At 43.6% G+C, this 25,077-nt stretch carries 22 protein-coding genes and 1 pseudogene; 21 read left to right on the top strand and 2 right to left on the bottom strand.

Annotated features, from left to right (window positions below; genetic code table 11):
• Positions 1-4 precede the first annotated feature (4 nt).
• The 5 genes from C7R93_RS09530 to C7R93_RS09510 all read left to right on the top strand — a co-directional run bounded on the left by C7R93_RS09530 (position 5) and on the right by C7R93_RS09510 (position 5,602).
• Positions 5-1,942 (top strand): DHH family phosphoesterase, encoded by a 1,938-nt coding sequence (locus C7R93_RS09530; RefSeq protein ID WP_106838606.1) that lies wholly within the window; start codon positions 5-7, stop codon positions 1,940-1,942.
• Positions 1,943-1,968: 26 nt separating this feature from the next.
• A complete protein-coding gene (gene rplI, locus C7R93_RS09525; RefSeq protein ID WP_106838605.1) occupies positions 1,969-2,412 on the top strand; it encodes a 50S ribosomal protein L9 in 444 nt (147 codons plus the stop codon).
• A gap of 24 nt (positions 2,413-2,436) precedes the next feature.
• Positions 2,437-3,786, top strand: coding sequence for a replicative DNA helicase (dnaB, locus tag C7R93_RS09520; protein ID WP_106835577.1), 1,350 nt, complete (start codon positions 2,437-2,439; stop codon positions 3,784-3,786).
• 181 nt (positions 3,787-3,967) lie between these two features.
• On the top strand, positions 3,968-5,254 hold the full coding sequence (locus C7R93_RS09515) for an adenylosuccinate synthase (RefSeq protein WP_106838604.1): 1,287 nt from the start codon (positions 3,968-3,970) through the stop codon (positions 5,252-5,254).
• Between the two features lie 132 nt (positions 5,255-5,386).
• A complete protein-coding gene (locus tag C7R93_RS09510) occupies positions 5,387-5,602 on the top strand; it encodes a hypothetical protein (protein WP_106838603.1) in 216 nt (71 codons plus the stop codon).
• 68 nt (positions 5,603-5,670) lie between these two features.
• Here the strand turns inward: C7R93_RS09510 and C7R93_RS09505 are convergent, their stop codons facing one another.
• Positions 5,671-6,042: a hypothetical protein gene (locus C7R93_RS09505; RefSeq protein WP_425266729.1), complete on the bottom strand. Its 372-nt coding sequence runs from the start codon at positions 6,040-6,042 to the stop codon at positions 5,671-5,673.
• 257 nt (positions 6,043-6,299) lie between these two features.
• On the opposite strand from C7R93_RS09505, the gene C7R93_RS09500 reads away from it, so the two are divergent.
• The 6 genes from C7R93_RS09500 (at position 6,300) to C7R93_RS09475 (ending at position 13,505) form a co-directional block, all read left to right on the top strand.
• The gene (locus tag C7R93_RS09500) at positions 6,300-7,796 is read left to right on the top strand and encodes a LysM peptidoglycan-binding domain-containing M23 family metallopeptidase (RefSeq protein WP_106838601.1); all 1,497 of its coding nucleotides are present in this window, start codon (positions 6,300-6,302) and stop codon (positions 7,794-7,796) included.
• A 207-nt stretch (positions 7,797-8,003) separates the two neighbouring features.
• The gene (gene yycF, locus C7R93_RS09495) at positions 8,004-8,714 is read left to right on the top strand and encodes a response regulator YycF (protein WP_106838600.1); all 711 of its coding nucleotides are present in this window, start codon (positions 8,004-8,006) and stop codon (positions 8,712-8,714) included.
• Positions 8,711-10,534 (top strand): cell wall metabolism sensor histidine kinase WalK, encoded by a 1,824-nt coding sequence (walK, locus tag C7R93_RS09490; RefSeq protein WP_106838599.1) that lies wholly within the window; start codon positions 8,711-8,713, stop codon positions 10,532-10,534. The genes yycF and walK overlap by 4 nt, the downstream gene beginning before the upstream one ends.
• On the top strand, positions 10,531-11,913 hold the full coding sequence (locus C7R93_RS09485) for a YycH family regulatory protein (protein WP_106838598.1): 1,383 nt from the start codon (positions 10,531-10,533) through the stop codon (positions 11,911-11,913). Before walK ends, C7R93_RS09485 begins: the two co-directional genes overlap by 4 nt.
• Complete coding sequence (locus tag C7R93_RS09480; RefSeq protein ID WP_106838597.1) at positions 11,900-12,673, top strand: two-component system regulatory protein YycI; 774 nt, start codon at positions 11,900-11,902, stop codon at positions 12,671-12,673. The genes C7R93_RS09485 and C7R93_RS09480 overlap by 14 nt, the downstream gene beginning before the upstream one ends.
• A gap of 43 nt (positions 12,674-12,716) precedes the next feature.
• A complete protein-coding gene (locus tag C7R93_RS09475; RefSeq protein ID WP_106838596.1) occupies positions 12,717-13,505 on the top strand; it encodes an MBL fold metallo-hydrolase in 789 nt (262 codons plus the stop codon).
• Here C7R93_RS09475 and C7R93_RS09470 read toward each other — a convergent pair.
• A complete protein-coding gene (locus tag C7R93_RS09470) occupies positions 13,500-13,736 on the bottom strand; it encodes a hypothetical protein (protein ID WP_106838595.1) in 237 nt (78 codons plus the stop codon). The genes C7R93_RS09475 and C7R93_RS09470 overlap by 6 nt on opposite strands.
• A gap of 281 nt (positions 13,737-14,017) precedes the next feature.
• On the opposite strand from C7R93_RS09470, the gene C7R93_RS09465 reads away from it, so the two are divergent.
• From C7R93_RS09465 to C7R93_RS30585, 10 genes and pseudogenes are all read left to right on the top strand, one after another.
• The gene (locus C7R93_RS09465) at positions 14,018-15,250 is read left to right on the top strand and encodes a S1C family serine protease (protein ID WP_106838594.1); all 1,233 of its coding nucleotides are present in this window, start codon (positions 14,018-14,020) and stop codon (positions 15,248-15,250) included.
• 574 nt (positions 15,251-15,824) lie between these two features.
• Positions 15,825-16,067 (top strand): CxxH/CxxC protein, encoded by a 243-nt coding sequence (locus tag C7R93_RS09455; RefSeq protein ID WP_106838592.1) that lies wholly within the window; start codon positions 15,825-15,827, stop codon positions 16,065-16,067.
• Positions 16,068-16,071: 4 nt separating this feature from the next.
• Complete coding sequence (gene rlmH / locus C7R93_RS09450; protein WP_106838591.1) at positions 16,072-16,551, top strand: 23S rRNA (pseudouridine(1915)-N(3))-methyltransferase RlmH; 480 nt, start codon at positions 16,072-16,074, stop codon at positions 16,549-16,551.
• Positions 16,552-17,272: 721 nt separating this feature from the next.
• Complete coding sequence (locus C7R93_RS09445) at positions 17,273-18,868, top strand: site-specific DNA-methyltransferase (RefSeq protein ID WP_106838590.1); 1,596 nt, start codon at positions 17,273-17,275, stop codon at positions 18,866-18,868.
• 15 nt (positions 18,869-18,883) lie between these two features.
• Positions 18,884-21,544 (top strand): DEAD/DEAH box helicase, encoded by a 2,661-nt coding sequence (locus C7R93_RS09440; RefSeq protein ID WP_106838589.1) that lies wholly within the window; start codon positions 18,884-18,886, stop codon positions 21,542-21,544.
• 191 nt (positions 21,545-21,735) lie between these two features.
• Positions 21,736-21,915, top strand: a pseudogene (locus C7R93_RS31015) (cupin domain-containing protein); the annotation flags it as partial.
• A gap of 485 nt (positions 21,916-22,400) precedes the next feature.
• Positions 22,401-22,664: a hypothetical protein gene (locus tag C7R93_RS30600; protein ID WP_244191491.1), complete on the top strand. Its 264-nt coding sequence runs from the start codon at positions 22,401-22,403 to the stop codon at positions 22,662-22,664.
• Positions 22,665-23,249: 585 nt separating this feature from the next.
• Entirely contained in the window at positions 23,250-23,579 is a 330-nt protein-coding gene (locus C7R93_RS30595; RefSeq protein ID WP_244191490.1) for a hypothetical protein, read from the top strand.
• A 513-nt stretch (positions 23,580-24,092) separates the two neighbouring features.
• A complete protein-coding gene (locus C7R93_RS30590; RefSeq protein ID WP_244191489.1) occupies positions 24,093-24,581 on the top strand; it encodes a helix-turn-helix transcriptional regulator in 489 nt (162 codons plus the stop codon).
• Positions 24,557-25,012: a WYL domain-containing protein gene (locus C7R93_RS30585; RefSeq protein WP_244191488.1), complete on the top strand. Its 456-nt coding sequence runs from the start codon at positions 24,557-24,559 to the stop codon at positions 25,010-25,012. The genes C7R93_RS30590 and C7R93_RS30585 overlap by 25 nt, the downstream gene beginning before the upstream one ends.
• Positions 25,013-25,077: the final 65 nt, after the last annotated feature.

Genomic DNA, 25,077 nt, shown 5'->3' with positions numbered 1-25,077 from the left:
GGAAATGCCCAAGTTCCTGTTAAAGCGTTGGTACGGGATGCACATGGTCCTGGCACTCAGCTTTAGCTTGCTGTTGTTGGGGATTTTGACCTTGTTCCATTGGATGTACGGGGCGATCGGCATGATTTGCTTGATTGGCTTGGTTCTTTACGCTCTTCAAGCAGAAAAGGGGTTCCAACGAGACTTGCGCCTGTACTTGGCGACGGTCACCCATCGCGTGAAGAAGGCGGGAGAAGGCGTTATCCAGGAACTGCCGATCGGAATTCTTTTATACAACGAGGAAAAGGCAATTGAGTGGGTAAACCCGTATATGACGCATATGTCCGGGGATGAATCCATGATCGGGAAAAGCCTTCAAGAGGTATTCCCCCAACTGGCTTGGAAGCCGGAGCAAAAACGGCTGGAGTTTACTTATAACGAGCGGGTATACGAGGTCATTGTGCGGTCCGATGAGCGTCTTTTGTATTTCAAGGACATTACGGACTTTAAAGAATTGACGACTCGTTACCATCGAGAAAAGGCTGCACTTGCCATCATTCACCTCGACAATTTGGACGAGGTTGGACAAGTCATGGATGATCAGAGCCGTACGCTGCTCTCTACAAGCGTGGCTGGTGTGATTACAGAGTGGGCCAACAAACATGGCATATATCTTCGCCGAATCACGGCCGACAAGTTTTTGGCTCTGATGGAACGGGAAGCACTTGATAAATTAGAAGAAACGCGATTTGACATTCTCGATGTGGTACGGGAGATGACGGCTGACAACAAGATTCCGATTACGCTCAGTATCGGGGTTGGAGCGGCCGCTACCACTTACATTGAGTTGGGACAAATGGCACAATCAAGCTTGGATATCGCATTGGGGCGCGGTGGCGACCAGTGCGCTGTCAAAATTGGCAACAAGCTCACCTTCTACGGTGGGAAATCGAATGCGGTGGAAAAGCGGACACGCGTCCGGGCTCGTGTCATTGCACATGCTTTGCGTGATCTCATTCATGAGGCGGAGCACGTCATCGTCATGGGGCATAAACAGCCTGACATGGATTCCATCGGGGCATCACTTGGTGTATTGAAGGCTGTGCAGCTGCACAACAAAACAGCTTATATCGTCATGGACGAGGGCAATCATTCTGTCGATCGTTTGATGAAAGAGATTTATGCCAATGAAGAATTGGCAGAGACCTTTATCACGCCAGAACAGGCGATTCGACTCATCTCCGGTCGCACATTGCTGGTAGTCGTCGATACGCATCGACCATCGCTGGTGATTGAGCCGAAGCTGTTGACGGAAACGAGCCGAATTGTGGTGATTGACCACCATCGACGTTCGGAGGAGTTCATCGAGCCAGTACTCTTGTATCTGGAACCGTATGCTTCTTCGACGGCCGAGCTTGTCACAGAGCTGCTGCAATATCAGAGCGAGCGCTTGAATATCGACAATCTGATTGCAACGGCACTGTTAGCAGGGATTGTGGTGGATACCAAAAGCTTTGCCTTCCGCACAGGTTCACGTACCTTTGAAGCGGCGTCGTTCCTTCGTCGTAACGGGGCCGATACTGCGGCTGTCCAGCGCCTGTTGAAGGAAGATCTGGGGCAGTATGTGAAGCGGGCAAAAATCATCATGAATACGGAAACGTACCGTGACAACATGGCGATTGCCATAGGCGATCCGTCTGAGGATTACACGCAGGTACAGGTGGCTCAAGCTGCTGAGCAGCTACTCACTTTGTCAGGTATCCAGGCGTCGTTTGTTGTTGCAGAGCGATCCGACGATACGATCTTGATCAGTGGACGTTCTCTGGGCGACATCAATGTTCAGTCCATCATGGAACTGCTTGGTGGAGGCGGTCACCTCACTGGTGCTGCGACACAAATTCAAGGCATATCAATTAAAGAAGCTACGCGTCGTTTGAAAGAAGCGATTGACTCGGTCTTATAGGCCAAAATATAAAGGGGGAAACGATGATGAAAGTCATTTTTCTTCAAGATGTAAAAGGCCAAGGGAAAAAAGGCGAAGTTAAGGATTTGTCAGAGGGCTATGTACGCAACTTCTTGTTGCCAAAGAAGCTGGTAAAAGAAGCGACAGATAGCAACGTGAAAACGCTTGACGCTCAAAAGCGCAGCGAAGATAAGCGCAAGGAGCAAGAAAAGCTGGATGCTCAAGAGCTGGGCAAAAAGCTGGAAGAGCTGACAGTGAAAGTAGTAGGAAAAGCAGGCGAAGGTGGTCGCTTGTTCGGTGCAATTTCCAGCAAACAAGTAGCGCAAGGGCTGGAAGATCAGTATAAAATCAAAGTAGACAAGCGTAAGCTCGAAATGGATGCAATCCGAGCTTTGGGCGTGACGCAAATCAAAGTGAAATTGCACAACGAAGTAACCGTGACTCTGAAAGTACACGTTGTGGAAGAATAATGTCTCAATTGTGGGGGGTGTGACGTGAGCGACCTGTTTTTGGATCGTGTGCCGCCACAGAACAAGGAAGCGGAACAATCGGTACTGGGTGCCGTGTTCTTGTCTAAGGAAGCTTTAATCACGGCCATTGAGATTCTCCGTCCGGAGGATTTTTACAAGACAGCGCATCAGCGCATCTTTCAAACGATGGTGGACCTGTATGAAAAAGGCGAACCTGTCGATCTGGTTACGGTTACAGCGGATTTACAGGACCACAAGCTGCTGGATGAAGTTGGCGGCGTTACGTATATCACGGAAATCGCCAGCTCAGTTCCAACGGCTGCCAACATCGAATACTACGCAAAAATTGTAGAAGAGAAATCGCTGCTACGGCGATTGATTCATACAGCTACCAAGATTGCCAATGACGGATACTCCCGTGAGGATGATGTCACGCAGATCATCGCGGATGCGGAGAAGTACATCATGGAGATCGGTCAAAATCGCAACAGTGGCGGTTTTACACCGATTCGTGATGCCCTTCTGGAAACATACGAGCGGATTGAGTTTTTGAGTCAGCGACGCGGTGATATTACGGGGATTTCTACGGGATATACAGATTTGGACAAGATGACAGCAGGATTGCAGCGCAGTGACCTGATTATCTTGGCAGCTCGTCCTTCCGTAGGGAAAACGGCTTTTGCCTTGAATCTCGCGCAAAACGTAGCGGCCCGTGCAGGTGAGACTGTAGCCATCTTCTCCTTGGAGATGGGTGCTCCTCAGCTGGTACAGCGTATGATTTGTGCGGAGGGCAATCTGGATGCGTCCCGGATGCGTTCAGGGTCACTGGAGGAAGATGATTGGCAGAAGCTGACGATGGCAATTGGTACGCTGGCAAAAGCGCCGATTTACATTGACGATTCACCCGGGGTTACTGTACAGGACATCCGGGCGAAATGCCGTCGCCTTCAGACCGAGAAGGGATTGGGTTTAATCCTGATCGATTACCTTCAGCTGATTCATGGACGAGGCAAAGGAGATAACCGTCAGCAGGAAGTATCTGAGATCTCTCGTACGCTAAAAGGGATCGCGCGTGAGCTGAACGTGCCGGTTATTGCCCTGTCGCAGTTGAGCCGTGGTGTAGAGCAACGGCAGGACAAGCGACCGATGATGTCCGATATCCGTGAATCGGGATCGATTGAGCAGGACGCCGATATCGTTGCCTTCTTGTACCGTGATGACTACTATGACAAGGAATCAGAAAACAAGAATGTCATCGAAGTCATTATCGCCAAACAGCGTAACGGCCCGACCGGAACGGTGGAGTTGGCGTTCCTGAAAGAATTTAACAAGTTCGTCAACCTGGATCATCGCTTTCGAAATCAAGCAGGTTAATAGTTGGAATGGAAGAAAAGTCGGAGAAATTCCGGCTTTTTTTTCTATATTGAATTGCCGAACATATTAAGAACTAACTATATGAATGTTCGTATTTAGCGTTGACATGGGGAGTCTCGTTTAGTAAACTTAGATTGTTTCAGGCCCGAAAAGACATGATAATATCAGGAGGTGTTTTTCGATGTCAACAGTCGTTGTCGTCGGAACCCAGTGGGGCGATGAAGGTAAAGGTAAAATTACAGACTATCTAGCTGAAAGTGCAGAGGTAGTGGCTCGTTACCAAGGCGGTAACAACGCAGGCCATACCATTATTTTTGATGGTAACAAATATAAGTTGCATTTGATTCCATCCGGAATTTTTTATAGTGACAAGACCTGCGTAATCGGAAACGGTATGGTAATCGATCCGAAAGCATTGGTAAAAGAGCTGGAGTACATTCACAGCTTCGGTTTTTCTACAAGCAATTTGAAAATCAGTGATCGCGCGCATGTGATTCTGCCGTACCACATCAAGCTGGATGGCGTAGAAGAAGATAGCCGCGGTGCTAACAAAATCGGTACGACTCGTAAAGGTATCGGACCTGCTTACATGGATAAAGCAGCACGTATCGGTATTCGTATCGCTGATTTGTTGGATCGCGAAGAGTTTGCTCGCAAGCTCGAGCGCAACCTGGCAGAGAAAAACATGCTGCTGGAGAAAATGTACAACACAACTGGCTTTGAGCTTCAAGAAATTCTGGATGAATACTTGGCTCTGGCAGAAATCATTCGTCCTTACGTGACTGATACATCTGTTGTCCTCAATGATTCCATTGATAGCGGCAACCGCGTATTGTTTGAAGGCGCGCAAGGCGTATTGCTCGATATTGACCAAGGTACGTATCCATACGTAACGTCCTCCAACCCAATTGCGGGTGGTGTGACTATCGGTTCTGGTGTTGGACCAACTAAGATCCACCAAGTAATCGGGGTTGCAAAAGCTTACACGACGCGTGTAGGTGACGGTCCGTTCCTGACTGAGCTGACTGATGCAACTGGCGACCATATCCGTGAGGTTGGCTTCGAATATGGTACGACAACAGGTCGTCCTCGTCGCGTAGGCTGGTTCGACAGCGTAGTCGTTCGTCATGCTCGTCGTGTCAGTGGTCTCACTGGTTTGGCGATCACCAAGCTGGATACATTGTCTGGCATTGAGACTCTACGTATTTGCACAGCGTACAAATACAATGGAGAAATCATCGATTCATTCCCAGCAAACCTCAACCTGTTGGCGAAATGCGAGCCAGTTTATGAGGAGCTCCCAGGTTGGACAGAGGATATCACTGGCATTCGCAATCTGAACGACTTGCCAGAAAACGCTCGTCACTACATTGAGCGCATCACGCAACTGACTGGTATTCCAATGTCGATCTTCTCTGTAGGACCGGATCGTGAACAAACCGTCATTGTTCGTGGCATTTACGGATAAGCTGTAGACAATATATATAGAAGAAAGCTGTCGATCATTCGGCAGCTTTTCTTTTTTTACAAGGGACAGACACGAAACGACACCCTCTGGGCATATGGATAGACATAAGGAGAAATGGAGAGGTGAAAAGTGATGATGGGTTTTGGATTTGACCAAAAGGCCATGAAGCTGCTGGGCAAAAATGTACAGGTGAAGATGATCAATGGCGTCGTCATCAAGGGAACCATGACTCATTTCAACAATGGCTACCTATGCTTTATCACCACATACAAACAACAAGATGACGCCGAGAAAACGAAAATACGCAGACTTGCGTTAAAAGACGTTACCTCGATGCAAGAGGTGTGAATCTTCGATGCCGATAACGAAATAAGCCATCTTTCCTAGTTAGTTAAGGGAAGATGGCTATATTTATTTTAGATCAGGCCTCCAAATGATTCAATGATCCTAGTCGCTTCATCGGCCTGTTCCTCTGGGACGACTGCTGTTAATAGGACAGTGCGGTTGTAATAGCTGTCGTCTCGATCCGTGTAACCACTGGCATCGGGGTCTGCGGCTGCCAGAATGCTGGCATCCCGTCCACTTGGAAAATTTCCCGACAGTGTCAGGGAACCTAAGCCTGGAAAGCTACCAGTAAGTGGATTCATGATCCGTTCAATCCCCTCATCCGGGATTTGCCCGATCCTGTCGATTTGAATGATGGAAAAACCGGCTTGTCGAAGCGCATTTTCCGCCTTTTGTGCATCGTCCTCGGTGAGGAATCCTGCCAAGATGTTGCGTTCCTTCACGCATATCAGCTCCCATTTATGATAAATACTACCAATTATTTGTACATATAGTGACTCTACGTCTATTTTTTTATTCGACAGCAATTTACACTTGATGTTGTCGTTAATCTTATGGTAAAGTCGACATAGTTGGTTTCTTTAGGCAATTTGGCAGATTAATGGAAACTAAATTATGGGATATACGACCTAGTCAATATATTAAAAATTTTCAGGAAATGGAACGAGCAAGTTGTATCTGTTTTCAGGAGGGACAAGTTATGCATTGGTCGGAATGGAAGGCCAAGCTGCAGGAACGGTCATCACGAATCGTTCGGGATTGCAGTGATCTGGCGAAACGTACATTGAAACGTACAAGCTCTTACATCCAGTCGCATAAAAAACAATCGCTTTCAGTTGCGGCAGGTCTAGTATTGACGATTGCTGCTGGAGCATCTGCACAATACTATTACACAAGCAATGTCAATTCTGTCTACCATGTCAGTGTGAATGGCAAAGAGATCGGCGTGGTAAACGATCCAAATGTGATACATAACTGGACAGCAGCCAAGCTGGAAGAGGAAAAGGCAAAAACAGGCCTTAACTTGCAAGTGGCTAACTATATCGCATTTGAAGAAGAGCGTGAATTCAAGGCACCGTTCAATAATGATGCCGCTGTACAAGCTCTAGCATCCGTAGCGGATCTCAAGGTTCAGGGCGTTAAGCTGATGATTGATGGCAAAGTGGTAGGTTACCTGCCAGACCAGCAATCAGCTGATGAAGTACTGGCTGATGTGAAGCAAAAATATTCCGGAGTTCCTGCAACGACAGGGAAAAAGGCTGTTGTAGCAGCAGCATCAGCAGTCCCAGTCAAACCAAATCCGGTAAAAGAAGTCGCATTTAAAGAAAACGTAGAGATGCAAACCGAAACAGTCGATGCATCTCAAATTTTGTCTGCCGATAAACTCGAGGAGTTGCTGGTAAAAGGCACCTTCAAGGATATGAAGCACACGGTTGTAGAAGGCGATTGCATCGGTTGCATCGCGAAGAAATACGACATTACATCAAAAGATATTTACGCGAACAACCCAGGCGTCACGGAAAATACTGTCCTTAAATTGGGACAAGAAATTAATGTAACCGCAGTGCGTCCACTGGTTACTGTACAAGTTAAAGAAGAAGTAGATCAGCAAGAGGTTATTGCTTTTAATACGCAAATTAATAACAATGACAAGGTTCCTAAAGGCGAAACAAAAGTCGTACAAGAAGGTAAAAACGGCAGTAAAACAGTTAAGTACGAAGTTGTGAAAGAAAATGGACAAGTAGTCAATCGCAAAGTCATCAAACAAGATGTAACTGTGCAGCCTGTAACCAAAATTATGGAGCGCGGTACAAAAGTTATCCCATCGCGCGGAACAGGCCGTTTGAGCTGGCCTGCTAGCGGGTATATCAGCAGCGGCTTTGGCCAACGCTGGGGCAGCATGCACAAAGGAATTGATATTGCCGGTTCTGGTTCTGTCATGGCGGCAGACAATGGACGTGTCACATTCGCTGGTTGGAATGGTGACTATGGAAAATCGGTTATCATCGACCACGGCAATGGAATGAAGACGTTGTACGGTCACATGAGCAGCATTAATGTGAAAGTCGGCGACGTTGTTAGCCAAGGAAAGAAAATCGGCGTAAAGGGTTCTACTGGACAATCGACCGGCGTCCACCTGCATTTTGAGGTTATACAGAATGGACGAAACCAAAACCCGATTCGTTACTTAAAATAGACATGTAATTTCTGGATAAGAAAGGGCAACTCTTAGGAGGGGCCCTTTTTTTGTTGGCAGGGATTGAATGCCAAGCCCTTCTTTACACGGCGTACATGGTGTATTGTAGAGGAATAGTGATGGTCGAAGTGGAATCCTTGAAGAGGCAGTTTAAGAGGAAACAGACGACTGTATGAACACGTACTTACAGAAATAGGAGGGCGCAGGATGGCAAAACTCCTCGTAGTAGATGATGAAAAACCGATTGCAGATATTTTGAAATTCACGTTTGAAAAAGAAGGATATCAGGTCGTATGCGCCTACGATGGTGATGAGGCGCTTGTCGTGGTCAAGAATGAGCGACCGGATCTGATTTTATTGGATGTTATGCTTCCAGGCAGAGACGGAATGGACGTATGCCGAACGGTTCGCCAAACATATGATGTTCCGATCATCATGCTGACTGCCAAAGACTCTGAACTGGATAAAGTACTCGGGCTGGAATTGGGCGCGGATGATTACGTGACGAAGCCATTTAGTACGCGTGAGCTGGTAGCCCGTGTAAAGGCCCATTTGCGCCGTAACCGCTCGAAAGTGGAAGAGAAGGATAGCCAGCATCTACTGCGCGTGCATGAGTTAGAAATCGATTTGAACTCGTATACCGTCGAAAAGGTGGGAGAAGCATTAGAGCTGACGCACCGTGAGTTTGAGCTGCTGGTGTACCTCGCTCGCCATCAGGGACAAGTATTGACGCGAGAGCATCTATTGCAGTCGGTCTGGGGATTTGACTATTTTGGCGATGTACGGACGGTAGATGTGACTATCCGTCGTTTACGGGAAAAAATCGAGGATGATCCGAGCCAGCCGAAGTACATTATCACACGGCGTGGTTTGGGCTATACATTACGCAATCCCGGCATAGGAGGCCAGCCTGGATGAGGCGGCTGTTCAAAACCGTTCAGTGGAAAATGGTCATCATTTACATGCTGTTGATTTTGCTTGCAATGCAATTTATTAGCGCCTATTTTGCGAGGGAAGTCGAGAGCTACTACATCAACAACTTTTCCGAGGCATTGAATGGACAAGCTAGTTTGTTGGCGAGTTTGCTGGAAAGCGATTTGCGCCCGCATGACGGGAAGGAATCAAACGCCGAACAAAATCGCCAGGACATCGACAACCTGATCAACAACCTAGTAAAAATCAATGGAGCGAATGTGCAGGTCATCGATCAGACAAGAACGGTGGTTGCGACGACGGAGGACAAAAGTACAATTGGTCAGCGGACCTCGCAGCCTGAAGTGACGGTTGCCTTGCTCGGGACGCGCAGTGAATCGATGCGGATCGATCCGAAGACGGGAGCGCGGGTAAAAGTATTGGCTCTCCCTGTAAAGGGCGACCAGATCGTATATGGTGCAGTCTACATGATTGCGTCGATGGAGGGTACTTACGCGACGATTGGCAAAATGAACGGCATCTTGTCGACAGGTACGATGATCGCACTGGTCATTACGGCAGTGCTCGGGGTCGTATTGGCCCGCACCATCACCAAGCCTGTGAAGGAGATGACCCGTCAGGCAAGATTGGTGGCAGACGGGGATTTTAACAGTAGTGTACGTGTCTATAGCGATGATGAAATTGGCCAACTTGGTATGGCTTTTAATCATATGACCTTGCGATTGCAGGAAGCGATCTTGCAGCAAGAAGAAGAGCGTGAGAAGCTCGCGGGAATCTTGAGCAACATGACGGACGGTGTCATTGCTGCTAATCGCAATGGGCAAATCATTCTGTTTAATCGAGCAGCAGAAGATATGTTGCAAGTGACGATGGCTGACGTCCTTCTCAAGAGACGCACCTTGTATGATCTGTTGGGCCTGCCGCCAGAGGATGAGATGTCGCTCTATGCGCAGGAAGAACCGCTTTTTATTGAGATGACGTTGCCGAATAAGGAAGAAGTGATCCTGCGTGTGACGTTTACGCCCTTGCAGCAGGATAGCAAAAAAATGGGCGGGATTATTGCTGTCGTAGCGGATGTGACGGAGCAGCAGCGACTGGAGCAGCAACGCCGCGAATTCGTTGCGAACGTGTCGCATGAGCTGCGGACACCGCTGACGACCATTAAAAGCTATGTAGAAGCCCTGCTGGACGGCGCAGTGGAAGAGCCGGAGCTGTCCCAGCGTTTCTTGAAAGTCACGTCGTCGGAGACTGAGCGCATGATTCGCTTGGTGAACGATTTGTTGCAGCTATCGCGTTTTGATTCGCAGGGAGTTCGTCTGCATTGTAAGGAAGCGGACATCAATCGATTGCTTCGCTATGCTGCCGATCGTTTTTCCATGTTCAGTGAGCAACAGGAGGTTCAGCTCAGCTTGGATATGCCGAGCAAGCTTCCGCCGGTCTATATTGATCTGGATGCGATCAATCAAGTATTGGACAATCTTTTGTCCAATGCAATCAAGTATACGCCTCAAGGAGGCTCCGTGGTTCTCAAGGCAAGAGAGAACCATAAGCAAAAGCGGGTACAAATCTCCATCACCGACACAGGAATCGGTATTCCCAGCCGCGATTTGAAGCGAATCTTTGAGCGGTTCTACCGTGTAGACAAGGCGCGTTCGCGCGGTCAGGGTGGAACTGGCTTGGGATTGGCGATTGCCCGCGAATTAGTACAGGCACACGGTGCAGATATCGAGATTACGAGCGAATGGAACGAGGGAACGACAGTAACGTTCTGGGTGCCATTTGCCCAAGGAGGAAAAACGGGATGAAGCGGATGCTAGAGCCTGCCAAGACCGTCTTACTCAATCTGCTAGTGCTAGCCAGCTTTGTTTTGACAGCGATGTTGTGGTCGAATCAACCTAACCTGCAATTTATTGAACCGGCAGAGTACACGCAGTCAAAGCCAGTTCAGGAAAAACAACTCGAACAGCTCGTTACGCCGGAATCCGTTGTTTTTCACTATGGGGAAGATCGCCACACGAAAGCATCCGCAACCGACGCTCCTTACAGTTTGATCGTGCGAGAAATGTCGAAATGGATCTTCCTTGATTTTTCTCCGCTCACCATCTCCAATGAGAAATGGGAAGATATTGCCCGGGAAAAGATGGGATTGGAAGTGCGCTTTCGGAGCACGGTTCCCTTGTCAATTGTAGGTCGGCTGGTAACCTTTCGGGATGAGTTTGACAACCAAATGAAAGGGATTGACCGATTGTGGTTGTACTACGAGAAGGAAGAAGATGTCGTCTACGCGTTATTTTTGTCGACTGAGGAAGGGCGAATGATGCGTTCTCGAACGTCGATCAGCCCCAAGGATTTGCGAGAGTCGTATTTGGCTTCTGGTGATTTAATGCCTGAGCAAATCATGAAAATCGTCAAACCAGAGCGGAGCTTCGTAGATTTGGAAGGGCATGTGCCGATATGGAACACCTATTATTTGCCCAAAAATCAGTTGCGCATGCAGCAATTCCGCTACAGCTATGTACCTGTTACGAATGAAAGACTGATCGAGTCCTACTTTATCGATCAATCGCTGGTCAGACAGATCATGGAGCGGGACAAAACGGTTATTTTTACAGATGGCAGCAGATCGATTCAATTGAGATCGGAGCAGCAGGCGTTCACGTTTACCGATCCGGCATACCAACAGCGGGATCAGGAGCTGTCTGATGAAGAAAAAGTGCAGAGTGCAGTTACCTTCATGAATAAGCACTTAGGCTGGCTTGATGAGTATCATTTTGAACAAATCAAGAAGAGCTACAATGAAAAAGACTTGATCACGTTCCGTCAGTACTTGGGGGCGTATCCCTTAATCAGTGAAGGGGAGGTCAAGCAAATCGATACGATCCAAATTACCTCTGAAGCAGGCCAGGTTGTGACGATGAGTCGTTCACTGCTGGATTTGGACAAGTATATCGATAACAAAGAGTGGACGGTCATGTCTGGTCCGGAGCTGTATCAGTATATCCGTGACAAAAAACTGGCGGATACAGAAAAGATCACCGACGCTTATTTGGCTTACCATACCAAAGTAGGCGAAGGATACGTAGATCTGATGCCAATCTGGGTTGTGGAATTGGCGAATCAGGCGAACCTGTATATTTCTGCGCACACCAAACAGGGAGGAGGGAAGGCGCATGGATTGGAGTAGGACCAAGACGATCCTGATCTGGGCCTTTCTTCTCCTCGATTTGTTTCTCTTGTATCAGGTGTATGTGACGCGCATTAGTTTGTGGAATGACAAGGAAGTCGCGCAGAGTGAGAAATGGAATACAGAGCTGTACTTGAATCAGCAAAATATCACATTGGATACAGAAGTGCCGCAGGATACACCAGAAATGTCCAATTTGGATGCGGAGTATATCGGAATTAATCCGATTTCCTTGCATGAGATATCAGGACTTCAGGCAACGGTAGAAAAGATGGCGCTGGCTGCCAAGCTGGACCCACCGATGCAGATTCGTGGCCAGCTGAATCCTCAGGAGCTCTTGCGTCAAATTGGTCCGAGGCTGATTAATTCCGATCAATACGTAGCCGATCCTTATCAATCGAATCAAGCGCGCCTCTTGTATTGGCAGGTCTATGATAAAATGCCAGTATTCGTCGCTCCGTTGGAAATGTATCTGGATAACGGAACGATACTCGGCTACAGGCAGACCTTTTTCCACCTTCGTAAGCAGCAGGGGGAACGACAGGTGATCTCTGGTTATGCGGCACTACGCTCTCTGGTGGACAAGCAAATCATTTCACCAGGGGAACGGATTGAGAATGTGAGCTTGGGTTATTACGGTTCTTACGATGCGGATATTCAGACGCTGGTGCCTGTCTGGCGTGTAGTTCACGATGGCAAATGGCATTTTGTCAACGCGATTACAGGAGCTCTGGAACGTCCGATGGTAACGCAGCGCTGAATAGATAGACAGCCTGGGAAAGATACGGGAAGAGGGATGTTCGGTGAGATTTAGTGTGTTGGCAAGCGGGAGTACGGGAAACGCCATTTACGTGGCGACAGACCGTATTTCCGTATTGATCGATGTAGGCATTACAGGAAAGCAAGCAGAAGCGGCACTGGAGACCATTGGCGTCAATCCAGCGGAGCTCGGCGCCATTCTCGTCACCCATGAGCACGTCGACCATATTAAAGGGGTCGGCGTCATGGCGCGGCGCTATGGATTACCGATTTACGCCAATGAAAAGACATGGTCGGAGCTGGATGGGCAAATCGGGACGATCAAGGAAGACCAGCGGCGCTTCTTTTCTGTAGGGGAGAAGAAAGAGTTGGAGGATTTGGGCATCGAGTCTTTCGGAATCTCGCACGATGCCGCCGAGCCGATGGGATTCTGTTTTTATCAAGGCAAGAAAAAGCTCAGTGTTGCGACTGACCTGGGGTATGTTAGTGATCGGATCAAGGAGACGATTCGTGGAGCAGATGCGTATGTGTTCGAGTCCAATCATGATGTTGAGCTGTTGCGTATGTCCCAGTATCCTTGGAGTATCAAGCGACGTATCTTGAGTGATGTCGGGCACTTGTCCAATGAAGCGGCGGGCGATGCCTTGCTCGATTGTTTGACAGGTGGGGCAGAACGCGTATACCTCGCTCACTTGAGTAAGGAAAACAACATGATTGATTTGGCCAGACTGACGGTCAAAAATATCTTGGAGGAGCGGGGCCTGTCTGTTGGTAACGATGTGCATTTGCGTGACACGTACCCGGATCGACCTACCAAGCTGGAAGAGCTATAGGATTGGTTTGATTCCAGCCTGGCGACTGGCAATGCGCTCTGTGAGCTTCGCATACGTATCGATTTGGAACGTTAATTGTGTATCGAGCGCATTCATTTTGGCAGTCAGCTCGTCATGTGTCAGGAGTCCTTTGGCTACTAGCAGCTCGATAAGAGCCTGTAGGACAAGCGTATTATGATAGTCTACTTCCTGAAGGTCGGCCAGCTTGGCGATAAGGTGGACTTCTTTCAAGTCTATCAATCCTTTCTATTTGGTCTGGCAGGGAAAAGCTTTTAATCTATCATATCCGTGCTCTCGGAGAAATATTCCGAGAGCTTTTTTCTATTCCACAACCTTTCCATAATTCTCACGCCATTTTGCCGAAAGCAGGTCGTATACTAAGGGTGTCAAAAGGAAACAGACATCAACGAAATCAATCATGCAAACCAATTACGACGCATGTCATTGTGTATACGAGCATCAAAAATCTGCAAAGCTAGTAATGGTAGAAAGTAGAAAGGGGAGTAAGAATCATGGGTTTTTATGATGATTTAACTCATGTGGAGCGAAAAAAACAACGCGGTTCTGGCATTGGACGTATGGTCGTGACGTCAGTAACATCCGCGGTAATTGGGGGGATGGTCGTCCTGCTCACGCTGCCGACTCTCTCCAATGCCGGATATATTAATATGGTTAAGCCTGGAACAGAAAATGCGCTAAGTAGTAATGCCTCTTCTTCTAACCCATTTGTCAAGCCAGTATCTGTAAGTGTGGGCTCTGGTACAGTAGATGCGGTGAAAAAAGTCGAGAATGCGATCGTTGGTGTAATCAACATCGGTCAGCGCAGAAACAGCTGGATGCAGAATTCGATGGATGTAGAGCAAGGCCAAGGCTCTGGTGTCATCTTTGAGAAAAAGGGCGGAAAAGCCTACATCGTGACCAACTATCACGTAATCGACAAGGCGCAAAAGCTGGAGGTCGCCTTGCCAACAGGTGAAAAAGTATCGGCGAAAGTGGTCGGCGCCGATGGATACACGGATCTGGCCGTACTGGAAATCGACGGTTCCAAGGTTACGGACGTTGCTGAATTTGGTGACTCTTCTACCTTGCAGGTGGGCGAACCAGCGATTGCCATCGGGAACCCACTGGGCATGCAGTTCTCCCGGACCGTCACACAAGGCATTATCAGTTCCAAGGAACGCTCTATGCCAATGGACATTAACGAAGATGGTCAGGATGACTGGGAACTGGACGTCATTCAAACAGACGCAGCGATCAACCCTGGCAACAGTGGTGGCGCTCTTGTTAACATAGAAGGTCAGGTTATCGGGATTAACACCTTGAAAATTTCCAAAGCAGGTGTCGAAGGGCTAGGATTTGCCCTCCCGATCAATGATGTCAAAATGATCGTGGACCAGCTGATGGAAAAAGGCACGCTGGAACGTTCTTACCTCGGTGTGCAGCCACTCGACTTGGCCAATGTGCCGCGCTACGAATGGAAAGAAACTTTGAATCTGCCAGACAATGTGAATGCTGGCGTCGTCGTGCAAACAGAGGTAGGCAAATTCTCTCCTGCGGGTGAAGCAGGCTTGAGACAGTTCGATGTCATCGTCAAGCTAGATGACAAGAACATTTCCAACAGTGCTCAGCTGCGTAAGTACTTGACGATGAGCAAAAAGCCGGGCGATACGATGGACGTTACGTACTATCGTGACGGTATTCAGAAGACTGCCAAAGTGAAGCTGACGGCACCGCCACAGCAGTAAGAAGCACTGACCAAGCGGTTTGGCGGGCAGGCATGTGCAGGAAACAAACCTTGACGGGCAACTCCGGGATGCATTTTATCCCGTTTGCATAAATGCAGTATCTGAAGTTCCCCCCCTCTATCTATTTTAAAATAGATAATTCTTAAGAGCGCCGAGCTGATACGGCGCTCTCTTTTTTTGTTGGTCGGTCGAGCTTTCGTGGAAGAGAGAAAAAAGAAGAAAACGCTCAAGTTCTTGGGATACCTGCCGTGAGGCGGTTCTGCCCAGCTCCATGAAAAAAAAGAAACCCGCGTCCAAAGTCGCGCAGCTCCGTAGTGTCTCAGAGGTGGACGCTAAAGGCAGGTTTCCCTTTTTCCATTGCGCTTCGGTTGGTATCCCAAAGACTTTCGCTGTTTTCTTCTTTTTTCTCTCTACAGCTTTAACTGTTCGTCGAAGGTTAAAAAACAAACCTTTAAAATGCAGAGGCTTATGTTTGCAAACTCATCGTTGTCTTTTTGGTGGATTCATTTGTTTTGTTGCGGTTCTGGGGTAGAATAGGAAGCGACATCATACGTACGGAAAAGAGGCATTCGATATGGACATGAAGATGAAAAGCATACAAATAGAAGGTAAGGAAGTTGAGCTGTTGGTGGAATATCCGGTGCGGTTTGCTTGCATGGAGCATTTGGAGCAGGAGCTGGATGATTACGTAAATGATTTTGAGACGGCGCCGGATACGTATGCAGCGCAGGCGATTGATGGTGTTGGAGTAGACAAGCGTTGCCGGGAATGTGGGGAGCCTGGGCAGATTGCGCTTTTGAAAGAGAAGGGAATGTAGGATCATGCAGATATCGATTATTACGGTAGGGAAGCTGAAGGAGAAATATTTGCGTGAGGGTATTGATGAATACATTAAGCGTCTGTCTGCTTACTGCAAGCTGCAAGTGATCGAGGTCAATGATGAAAAGGCTCCGGAAGAGATGAGTGCGGCGGAGATGGAGCAGGTGAAGCGTAAGGAAGGCGAGCGTATCCTGGCGCAGATCAAGCAGGATCAGTATGTGATTGCGCTGGCGATTGATGGGCAAATGTGGTCATCGGAGAAGCTGTCTGCGGAGATGGACAAGCTGGCTTTGCATGGGCGCAGTCAGGTGGCGTTTGTGATTGGCGGGTCGTTGGGGTTGGCGGATCAGGTGTTGAAGCGGGCGGATGCGTTGCTGTCGTTTTCGAAGATGACGTTTCCGCATCAGTTGGTGCGGTTGGTGCTACTTGAGCAGGTTTATCGGGCGTTTCGGATTAGTCGGGGGGAGCCTTATCATAAGTGATGGTAAACAGAAAAATTAAATTTACAGTACATATGGATAAACTAAGGAAATTTAGGCATAAATATTCTAGTTAAGCTGTATTGAGAAGACAAGTTCAAAGAGAGCTTGTCTTTAGCACCGATTCTTTTAGACTCTATAGCTTATACTTCTCTAACAAATCCAGAAGTTGAATGATTCAAAACTTGCTCTAGAGTGTGTAATCTATCAGGTAGTTTGTTTTTCTTATGGTCTAGAAAAATCCAGTATTCTTCCCAGTCACTAATCCAGTGTTTAAGTAATTGGAGAAAAATTTATAGAAGCCTAATGCAGAATCTGAATCATGGTATGTTTCAGATCTATGCTGTGACTATCAACTACAGTACACCTAAAACGAAACTCTGGATTGTTAAAAACATATCTACTAGTTCCATGTAAAATTCAATTTTAGAAGGGGATATATTCCTCCCCTTTATTTCACCGTAGAGGCGATGTTTCTCTTTTAATTTTTTATATTTTTACAACCATCAATATAATAGTTTCACCTCATTTTGATTAATCCATTTTTCATTTCTGAAGTCCATTTATTTGGTAATTGATTGTGATAAAATAAATAATGTGTTAATAGGACAAGTTCTGATACTGTAGCACTGTATCGATTAGTGCAAAAAAATTTTTGAAGAAAAATTTAGCTATATAATAAAAAACATGTTGAATATAAAGAAGAGATTAGGAGATTTTTAATATGCCAATACTTGAATGGATAGGAAAAGATAAAGTCATAAACCATCATCAGGAAGTAACTTTTAAAGTACTTGAGAATGAATATAGCTACAGTGAAGATGGCGTTAAAGATGGGGAGAGCACTAGTGGAAATAAAATAATACGTGGGGATAACTTAGAGGCATTAAAGTCATTACTGCCACTTTATATGGGGAAGATCAAATGTATTTACATTGATCCACCATACAATACTGGTAATGAAAAATGGGTTTATAATGACAACGTGAACCATCCTAAGATTAAAAAGTGGTTAGGAGATGTTGTTGGTAAAGAAGGAGAAGATTTATCTCGGCACGACAAATGGCTATGTATGATTTATCCTAGATTAAAGTTGCTCAATAAACTACTTCACCCAAAAAATGGAGTAATTTTTATTTCAATAGATGACAATGAATATTCAAATCTGAAGCTAATTTGTGACGAAATTTTTGGTCCGAACTGCTACGTTTCTACAATTGCTTGGCAAAAACGATATTCCCGAGAAAATAGAGAGGCAATTGGAGATGTGCATGAATATATTCTTGTTTATGCAAAAGATAAAAAGGTTTTTAAAGAAACTAGAAATTTAATAGAAATGAATGAAAAACAGGCAAAAGTTTATAAAAATCCTAATAATGATCCAAAAGGGCGATGGAGACCTATACCAATGACTGCTCAAGCTGGACATGCAACAAAAGATCAATTTTACCCTATTACTGCTCCGGGAGGGAAAGTCTTTTACCCACCTGAGGGAAGATGTTGGAGTATTGTTGAAAGTACCTTTAAAGACTTATTAAAAGAAGGAAGAATTTATTTTGGTAAGAACAATAATTCTCAACCTAATACAATTAGGTACTTATCCGAAGTAGATGGGGTAGTACCATGGACATGGTGGCCTCATGAGGAAGTAGGAAACACTGATTCTGCAAAAAAAGAAATTTATTCAATACTAGGAAAAGGTACAAAGTTTGAAACTCCAAAACCAACGCAATTAATTGAAAGAATAATAAGAATTACAACTTCAAAGGATAATAACGATATTATACTAGATTCTTTCTCTGGAACGGGCACAACAGCTCATGCAGTATTAAATTTAAATAAAAAAGATGGTGGTAATCGTAAATTTATTCTTGTAGAAATGGAAGACTATGCTGATACGATTACTGCTGAAAGGGTAAAACGTGTTATAGACGGATACTCCAATGTAGAAGCTACGGGTGGAGACTTTAATTTTTATAGTTTAGGTGAGCCTCTTTTAATTGAAAATCAATATTTAAACGAAAATGTAGAAGTTGAGAAAATACGAGAGTATGTTTTTTACACTGAAACTAATGAGACATTAAATTTAAGTGAAGACATGGGAAATGAATATTATTTAGGTGAAAAAAGTGGTAGGGCTTATTATTTTTATTATAAAAAGGATGAATCTACAACATTAGATTATAAGTTCCTTTCAACTATTACTGTTTCAGCAGAAAGTTATGTCATTTATGCGGATACCAATTTATTAAGTAAAGATGAATTAGAGAAGTTTAATATTGTATTCAAAAAGATACCGCGCGATATTGCAAGGATATAAAGGGGGATTGATATAATGGAACTTAAGTCATATCAAAAAAAGGTAATAAAACAGCTAACCCGTTTTTTAGAGTTAATGAATGAAACGAATAGCACACAATTAGCTTATAACGCTTTTTGGAATGAACAAGATGTTCCTGTAGGTCATGGCGGTGTAGAACCTTATAAAAATAATATAAAATACACTCCTCATATCTGTTTTAAAGTACCTACAGGTGGAGGGAAGACTTTTATAGCTAGTAGCTCAATAAAGCCTATTTTTGAAGCTATGGCTTTTACAAAAACAAAGGCTGTAGTATGGCTAGTACCCTCTAATTCAATATTGGAACAAACAATCAAAAATCTCAGTGATCCGGAACACCCATATAGACAAAAGTTAGATGTTGACTTTAATGGTAGGGTAGAGGTTTATACTAAAGAGCAGCTATTAAATGGACAAAATTTTAATCCTACTGCTGTTAGTGAACAGCTTAGCATCTTTATCTTGAGTTATGATACATTAAGAAGTCGTAAAAAAGAAGACAGGAAAATTTATCAAGAGAATGGGAATCTAAATCAATTTACTAAATTTTATAGTTCACCTGAAACTTTAGTTAAGGGAATTGATGATACAGCTCTTATCCAAGTAATTAATCAATTATCTCCAGTCATCATAGTTGATGAAAGTCACAATGCGACTACAGACCTAAGTATAGAGATGCTTGTTAATTTAAACCCTTCATTTGTTCTAGACTTGACAGCAACTCCTAAAAAAGATAGTAATATTATTTCATATGTGGATGCCATCGAACTTAAAAAAGAGAACATGGTTAAATTACCAGTAATTGTTTACAACAGAAATAACCATAGAGATGTAATATTGGATGCAATTGATCTTAGAAATAAATTAGAAGTACAGGCATTAGAGCAACAACCCAAGACAGGAAAATATATACGACCAATTGTATTATTTCAAGCTCAACCTAAAGGAAATGAAAATAATGAGACTTTTGAAAAGTTAAAAGAAGAACTTATTAACATTGGAATTCCATCAGAGTATGTTGCAATAAAGACCTCAGAGATCAACGAATTAAAAGGTGTTGATCTATTAAGTCCAGACTGCTCAATAAGATATATTATTACTGTAAATGCACTAAAAGAGGGCTGGGATTGTCCTTTTGCCTATGTATTGGCTACTTTAGCTAATAAAAGCTCCCAAGTTGATGTTGAACAGATTTTAGGAAGAATTTTAAGACAACCATATGCAAAAAAGACTGAGAATCCTTTTCTGAATATGTCTTATGTACTATCTTCCTCAAATAATTTCAGAGATACCTTGGATAATATAGTTACTGGATTAAACAGAGCTGGATTTAGTAAAAATGATTATAGGGCTCCTGAAAGTGAGTATAAAGATATTAATCAAGAAGAAAAGTCTATCCAAACAGATATTTTTAATAGCAAAGTTGTTAAAGAAAGTAAGTTGTCCCAAGTTCAAGAAAAACAAGAAAAGGATCCTGGTGATTTTTTTGATATTGATTTTAATGAAGTTAGGAAAATGCTAGAGGATAGAAAGACAAACGATAGAGATTCATTAGAAGATGAGATTAGCAGTATGTTTGCTTCTGCAATGGTAGAAAGCAAAGAATATTCTAAAAGGATAGATGAATCTGAGACAAATGATAATTTTATTCAACCACCGGAAATTAGGAATAAAATGAAATATTTTACTATCGAAGAAAAGTATAAAAAAGATATAAAGAATATTAGTCTTCCTCAATTCTTTATCCAATCAGAGCCAAGTCTGTTTATAGAAGATGGATTATCACTTCTTACAAAAGAAAGACTTGCTGATGGATTTTCGCTAAAAGATAAAGATACCGCTATTGATTTTGATACATTGGAAAATTATTTGGTTAAAGTAGATATTGAAGGTTCAGGAGAAACTACACCTAAATATTCTAAGTTATCAAAAGCTGACACCTTTTACTTTAAGGAGTATTTTTCAAAATTACCTCTGGAAAGTAAAGTGAGAAACTGCGAAGATATAATCTATAAACAGATAAACAAATTAGATACTGTTGATGATAAGGAATTAAGAGCATATATCAATAGAGTGATTGAAAATATGACGAAGGATCAAATCGATAACTTAGAAAACTTTGTCCACTCATATGCTGATAAGATTAAAAAGAAGATAAAAAAATTCGAAGAAGACTATCTGGAACAAAATTTTGATCAACTTATTGAACAAGGTAGTATAGTTTGTGAAGATAATTACATATTTAAGGAAGAAATTTCTCCGATAAAGACTATTTCTACAATACCCAAATCTTTATATAAAGAAGAAGAAAATGTGAATAATTTTGAATACAAGGTAATAAATGAATTAGTTGCTCTAGATAATGTAAAATGGTGGCACCGTAATATTGATAGAAGAGGCTTTAATATCAACGGTTACCTAAATCACTATCCAGATTTTATTTTAATGACTAAAAGTGGAAAACTAATATTAGTTGAAACTAAAGGGGACCATTTAGAAAATGCCGAGAGTAAGAGAAAAGTTAAACTAGGACGATCATGGCAACATCAAGCAGGTAACCTATATCGTTACTATATGGTGTTTGAACATAAAGATCTAAAACTTGAAGGTGCTTATCATTTTGATAAATTTATAGAGATATTTAAAGGATTATAAAAATAGATATTTAGAAAATATTGCTTTTTGTTAGAAAGAACTTCCATAGTGAAGTTCTTTTTTTACTAGGTGGTAAATATGAATAAGAATATAGCGGCTATTTATATTATAATTAGTACAGATGAACAAAAAATGAGGAGTGTTCCCAAGAAGCACAAGAGGAAGAGTTGCGAGAATTTGCTACGACAAAAATTGTGCTCGAAGGGGAGATGATCATTGATTTTTCGTGATAGTCAGGTGAAAATTTCCAAGGGTGAGAAGTTTATTGTCCCGGGGGAATCGAGCACAAGCCTTCCGCCGAAAAGGAATGCCATATCATGTTGGTGGAGCCTAGAAGCGTAGTAAACACTGGCGGTACTGAGTCCGATTGAACAGCAGCCAATGATACTTGGATCTAGTGTTTGTTACTAGTACAGCTCTCAGCTCCGCATTTATTACGTTCAATATCATTTCATTCCTTTTCCAGCCGCTGCAACTCTTGCTCCAGCGGCTTTTTATGCTTATTAAATCTGATCTTCCCGACATAGAGAGGGTTGAGAGGATGGTTTTAATAGTCGAGACGCTGAATTCTAATTATTATGGAGAATTATCTGTTTTTGCTTACAATATAGGGGGAAGTTGGAAGCTGGGTGAGAGAAACGATGAGCAACTCATTTCAGTTCGTACTCCTTAGTCAATTAAAAGATGAGTTTCCCGAGGACTCCTGGTGGGCACGATTCCATCAAGATTTTACCGAAAATCGTATTGCGGCTTATTATAACGGGGATCTAATATTGTCTTCCCTCGATCTAGATTGGGAGAAGCCGTTTCCGCAGCATCAGGAGACGACGCTTATTTTCATTGATGGGATCTTACGGTGGACAGCCTCTACAATGCAGATACGGATGGCGCCACAGGGCTTATGGTGATGGGGGATCTGACTGCTAAAAACATGGCGGTTGGCGGTCTGGAAATCTACATCGAGGGAAATCTGTTAGTAGAAGAAATTTTATGCGGCTCCTACAACCACGGAGAAACCATTGTTAAAGGCAATCTAAATGCAACGGCGTTAATCGAAGATGACGAATACCGGTGCAAGACGACCGGACAAAAATGGACTGCATGTACAGTAAACGCCTAGGATGGGAACGGCGTTTGTCAGGAGCTTCCTGTGGACATTCGGGAAGTCCTCGTCGACGATGTTTTCCTGGATATAGAGGAGGAAGATGACGAAGAGGTTGGTTTTTTTCGGCATGCTTATTTCCATTCTTAGAGAAGGCCGTTCCGCATTAAAAAATTTGAATGAGGTTCTCCAGAGAAAAAGGCCTGTTCAGCTATACGTTACCGATAACACGCTCAATGAAGACAATATAATGAAACTGACCCGGTCTATTTTTATGCTGGATGACAAGCACTATTTTGATTTTAAGGAGCAAGGTGTCTACTTCAAAGTTAATCGAGAGCATGTTGATGCGGAGAAGGGCAAACTAAACCCTAGCATTTACATTAAGGATGACCATAACCACTATTTTATATATCTTAAAGAAGACAATTGCGTTAGTCTGCAAAGAAAAACAGCGGATGAAGAGCGGTATTGGAGGACATTACCAAAGAGCCACAGGAGCAATTGTCGGATATTACTTACTACTAGATTATGCTACTAACCTGCGTCAATGTAGCTGAGCTGTATTTGCCGGGCGTTGACAGGCGTTACTTGGAGGGAATTTTGCAGCACCCCATGATTCTGGCATTGGATCTGGCAGGAGAGGAAAACGCTGGGTTCTGGGATGGCTGCAAGTATTATCGTTTTCGGCAGGCACATACGGACGAGGTTGGAGACAAACTGGATGCCCGAATTGAAATGCAGACTCCCGATGGTGCCTTATATTTCTATACTTTAGGCAATGAAAAATATGTTTCCCGGCATTATCAGCCTCCTGACCAGTACGGAGGCAAGAACAATTCTTATTTAGACTCTAAACGCTGGGAGGCATCCGAACGCTACTTCACGAAGTTCATGCAGTTTATATCGTGGGTAATAGCGGAGGGCGTTTGAAGGTAGCAGCGAGTAATTATGCTAACGGTTTTGGTATGTAAAATGTTTGAGATCATGATGTGGTCACAAAATAACAGGGACGTTTTCGTTTATGAAATCGTCCCTGAATACTTTGGACTTGGTATGAGTGGAATGGAAAGAGTAACTGTTTTAACCTAAACGGGGAACGATAGTTGAATCACCGACAACCAGGCCCTCGATTATCATCGAACGATTGCCGAACGATTACAAACGGCGGGTGTAAATAATGCTCTGAGGCAAGCTCCTTCTTACTTTTCCCGTTAGACCCGTTAAGCTGAACCTTATCACAAATAGTAGTAAAACAGCGGATCGAGCTAGAAGTACAGTTGAATCAGATAAGAAAGTAGTATTTACTTGAGAAAAGAACAAAATGACCGGAGGGGGCAGGGAAGACTCCGGTCGGTCATTTGAATACATAATATGAATTGGCCATTTAACACCATTGTAAAAAAGAATAAGAGAGGATACGTTGCAAATCAACGTAATATATAAATGCGCGTAGATCGATTACTATCCATGTTACTCATTATCTCAAAAAAAGGTACGGTTACAGGCAAAGAGCTTGCGGAACTTTTTAAGGTGTCCATACGAACAATTTACAGAGATATAGAAAAGTTAGGTGAAGCAGGTATCCCAATCGCATCCATTGGTGGTAAAGGTGGGGGCTATTACATTATGGAAGACTATAATGTGGACAATCTTTTTTTAAACAAAGATGAAGCTTCTACTTTCATGGCGATAATGAATAATCTAAGTTTTCTATTTGGGAGAAACACAACGTTTCATGATATTGTTTTAAAGATCGAGAATACGCTTAAACAAGAAAAGAATACAAGCAAGTTAGACATTAATCTGTCTCATTTCAGTATGGAAAATGAATTAAAGGAATACCTGCTTCTATTAAACAATGCTATTGAAAAAATAAGCTTGTGGTATTCGAATATATCAACAGAAGTATGGAATACTTCGAAAGAACAATAGAACCGTTTCAAATTACATTTTCCGCCGGTCAATGGTATTTGGTGGGCTTTTGCAAAGAAAGAAATGACTACAGAAGGTTCGAGCTAGTACGGATCAAGAATTTGAAAATGGGTGAGAACTTCGAAAAAAAGGATATCTCAAATGAAGAAATCCAGGAAATAATTAGGAATAGCTATCTTACGCGAGGCATAACCGTTACCTTAAAGTTTGCTCATAAAATGGGAGAGCAATTAACTGAGTATTTTAAAAAAGAGAAAATAACTAAAACACATAACAATCAATATATCGTTGTGGATCAATTTCCATATGAGGAGGGATTACTGAAATTTATTTTAAGCTTTGGGAAGGAATGCGAGATATTGGAGCCCTGTTATTTGAGAAATGAATTACAAAAATATATAAAAACATTATTGCTACCATACAATGACTGACATACAGGTGTCAGTTATTTTGTTTTATAGTAGGGGTGTAAGTAGTCCGGAAATATCGTATATTC

Origin of the sequence: Brevibacillus fortis (assembly GCF_003013395.1) — a bacterium.
GTDB classification, from domain to species: Bacteria; Bacillota; Bacilli; order Brevibacillales; family Brevibacillaceae; genus Brevibacillus; species Brevibacillus fortis.
Note: the sequence above shows the minus strand (reverse complement) of the source record. Positions and strands in the feature narration are given on the sequence as shown.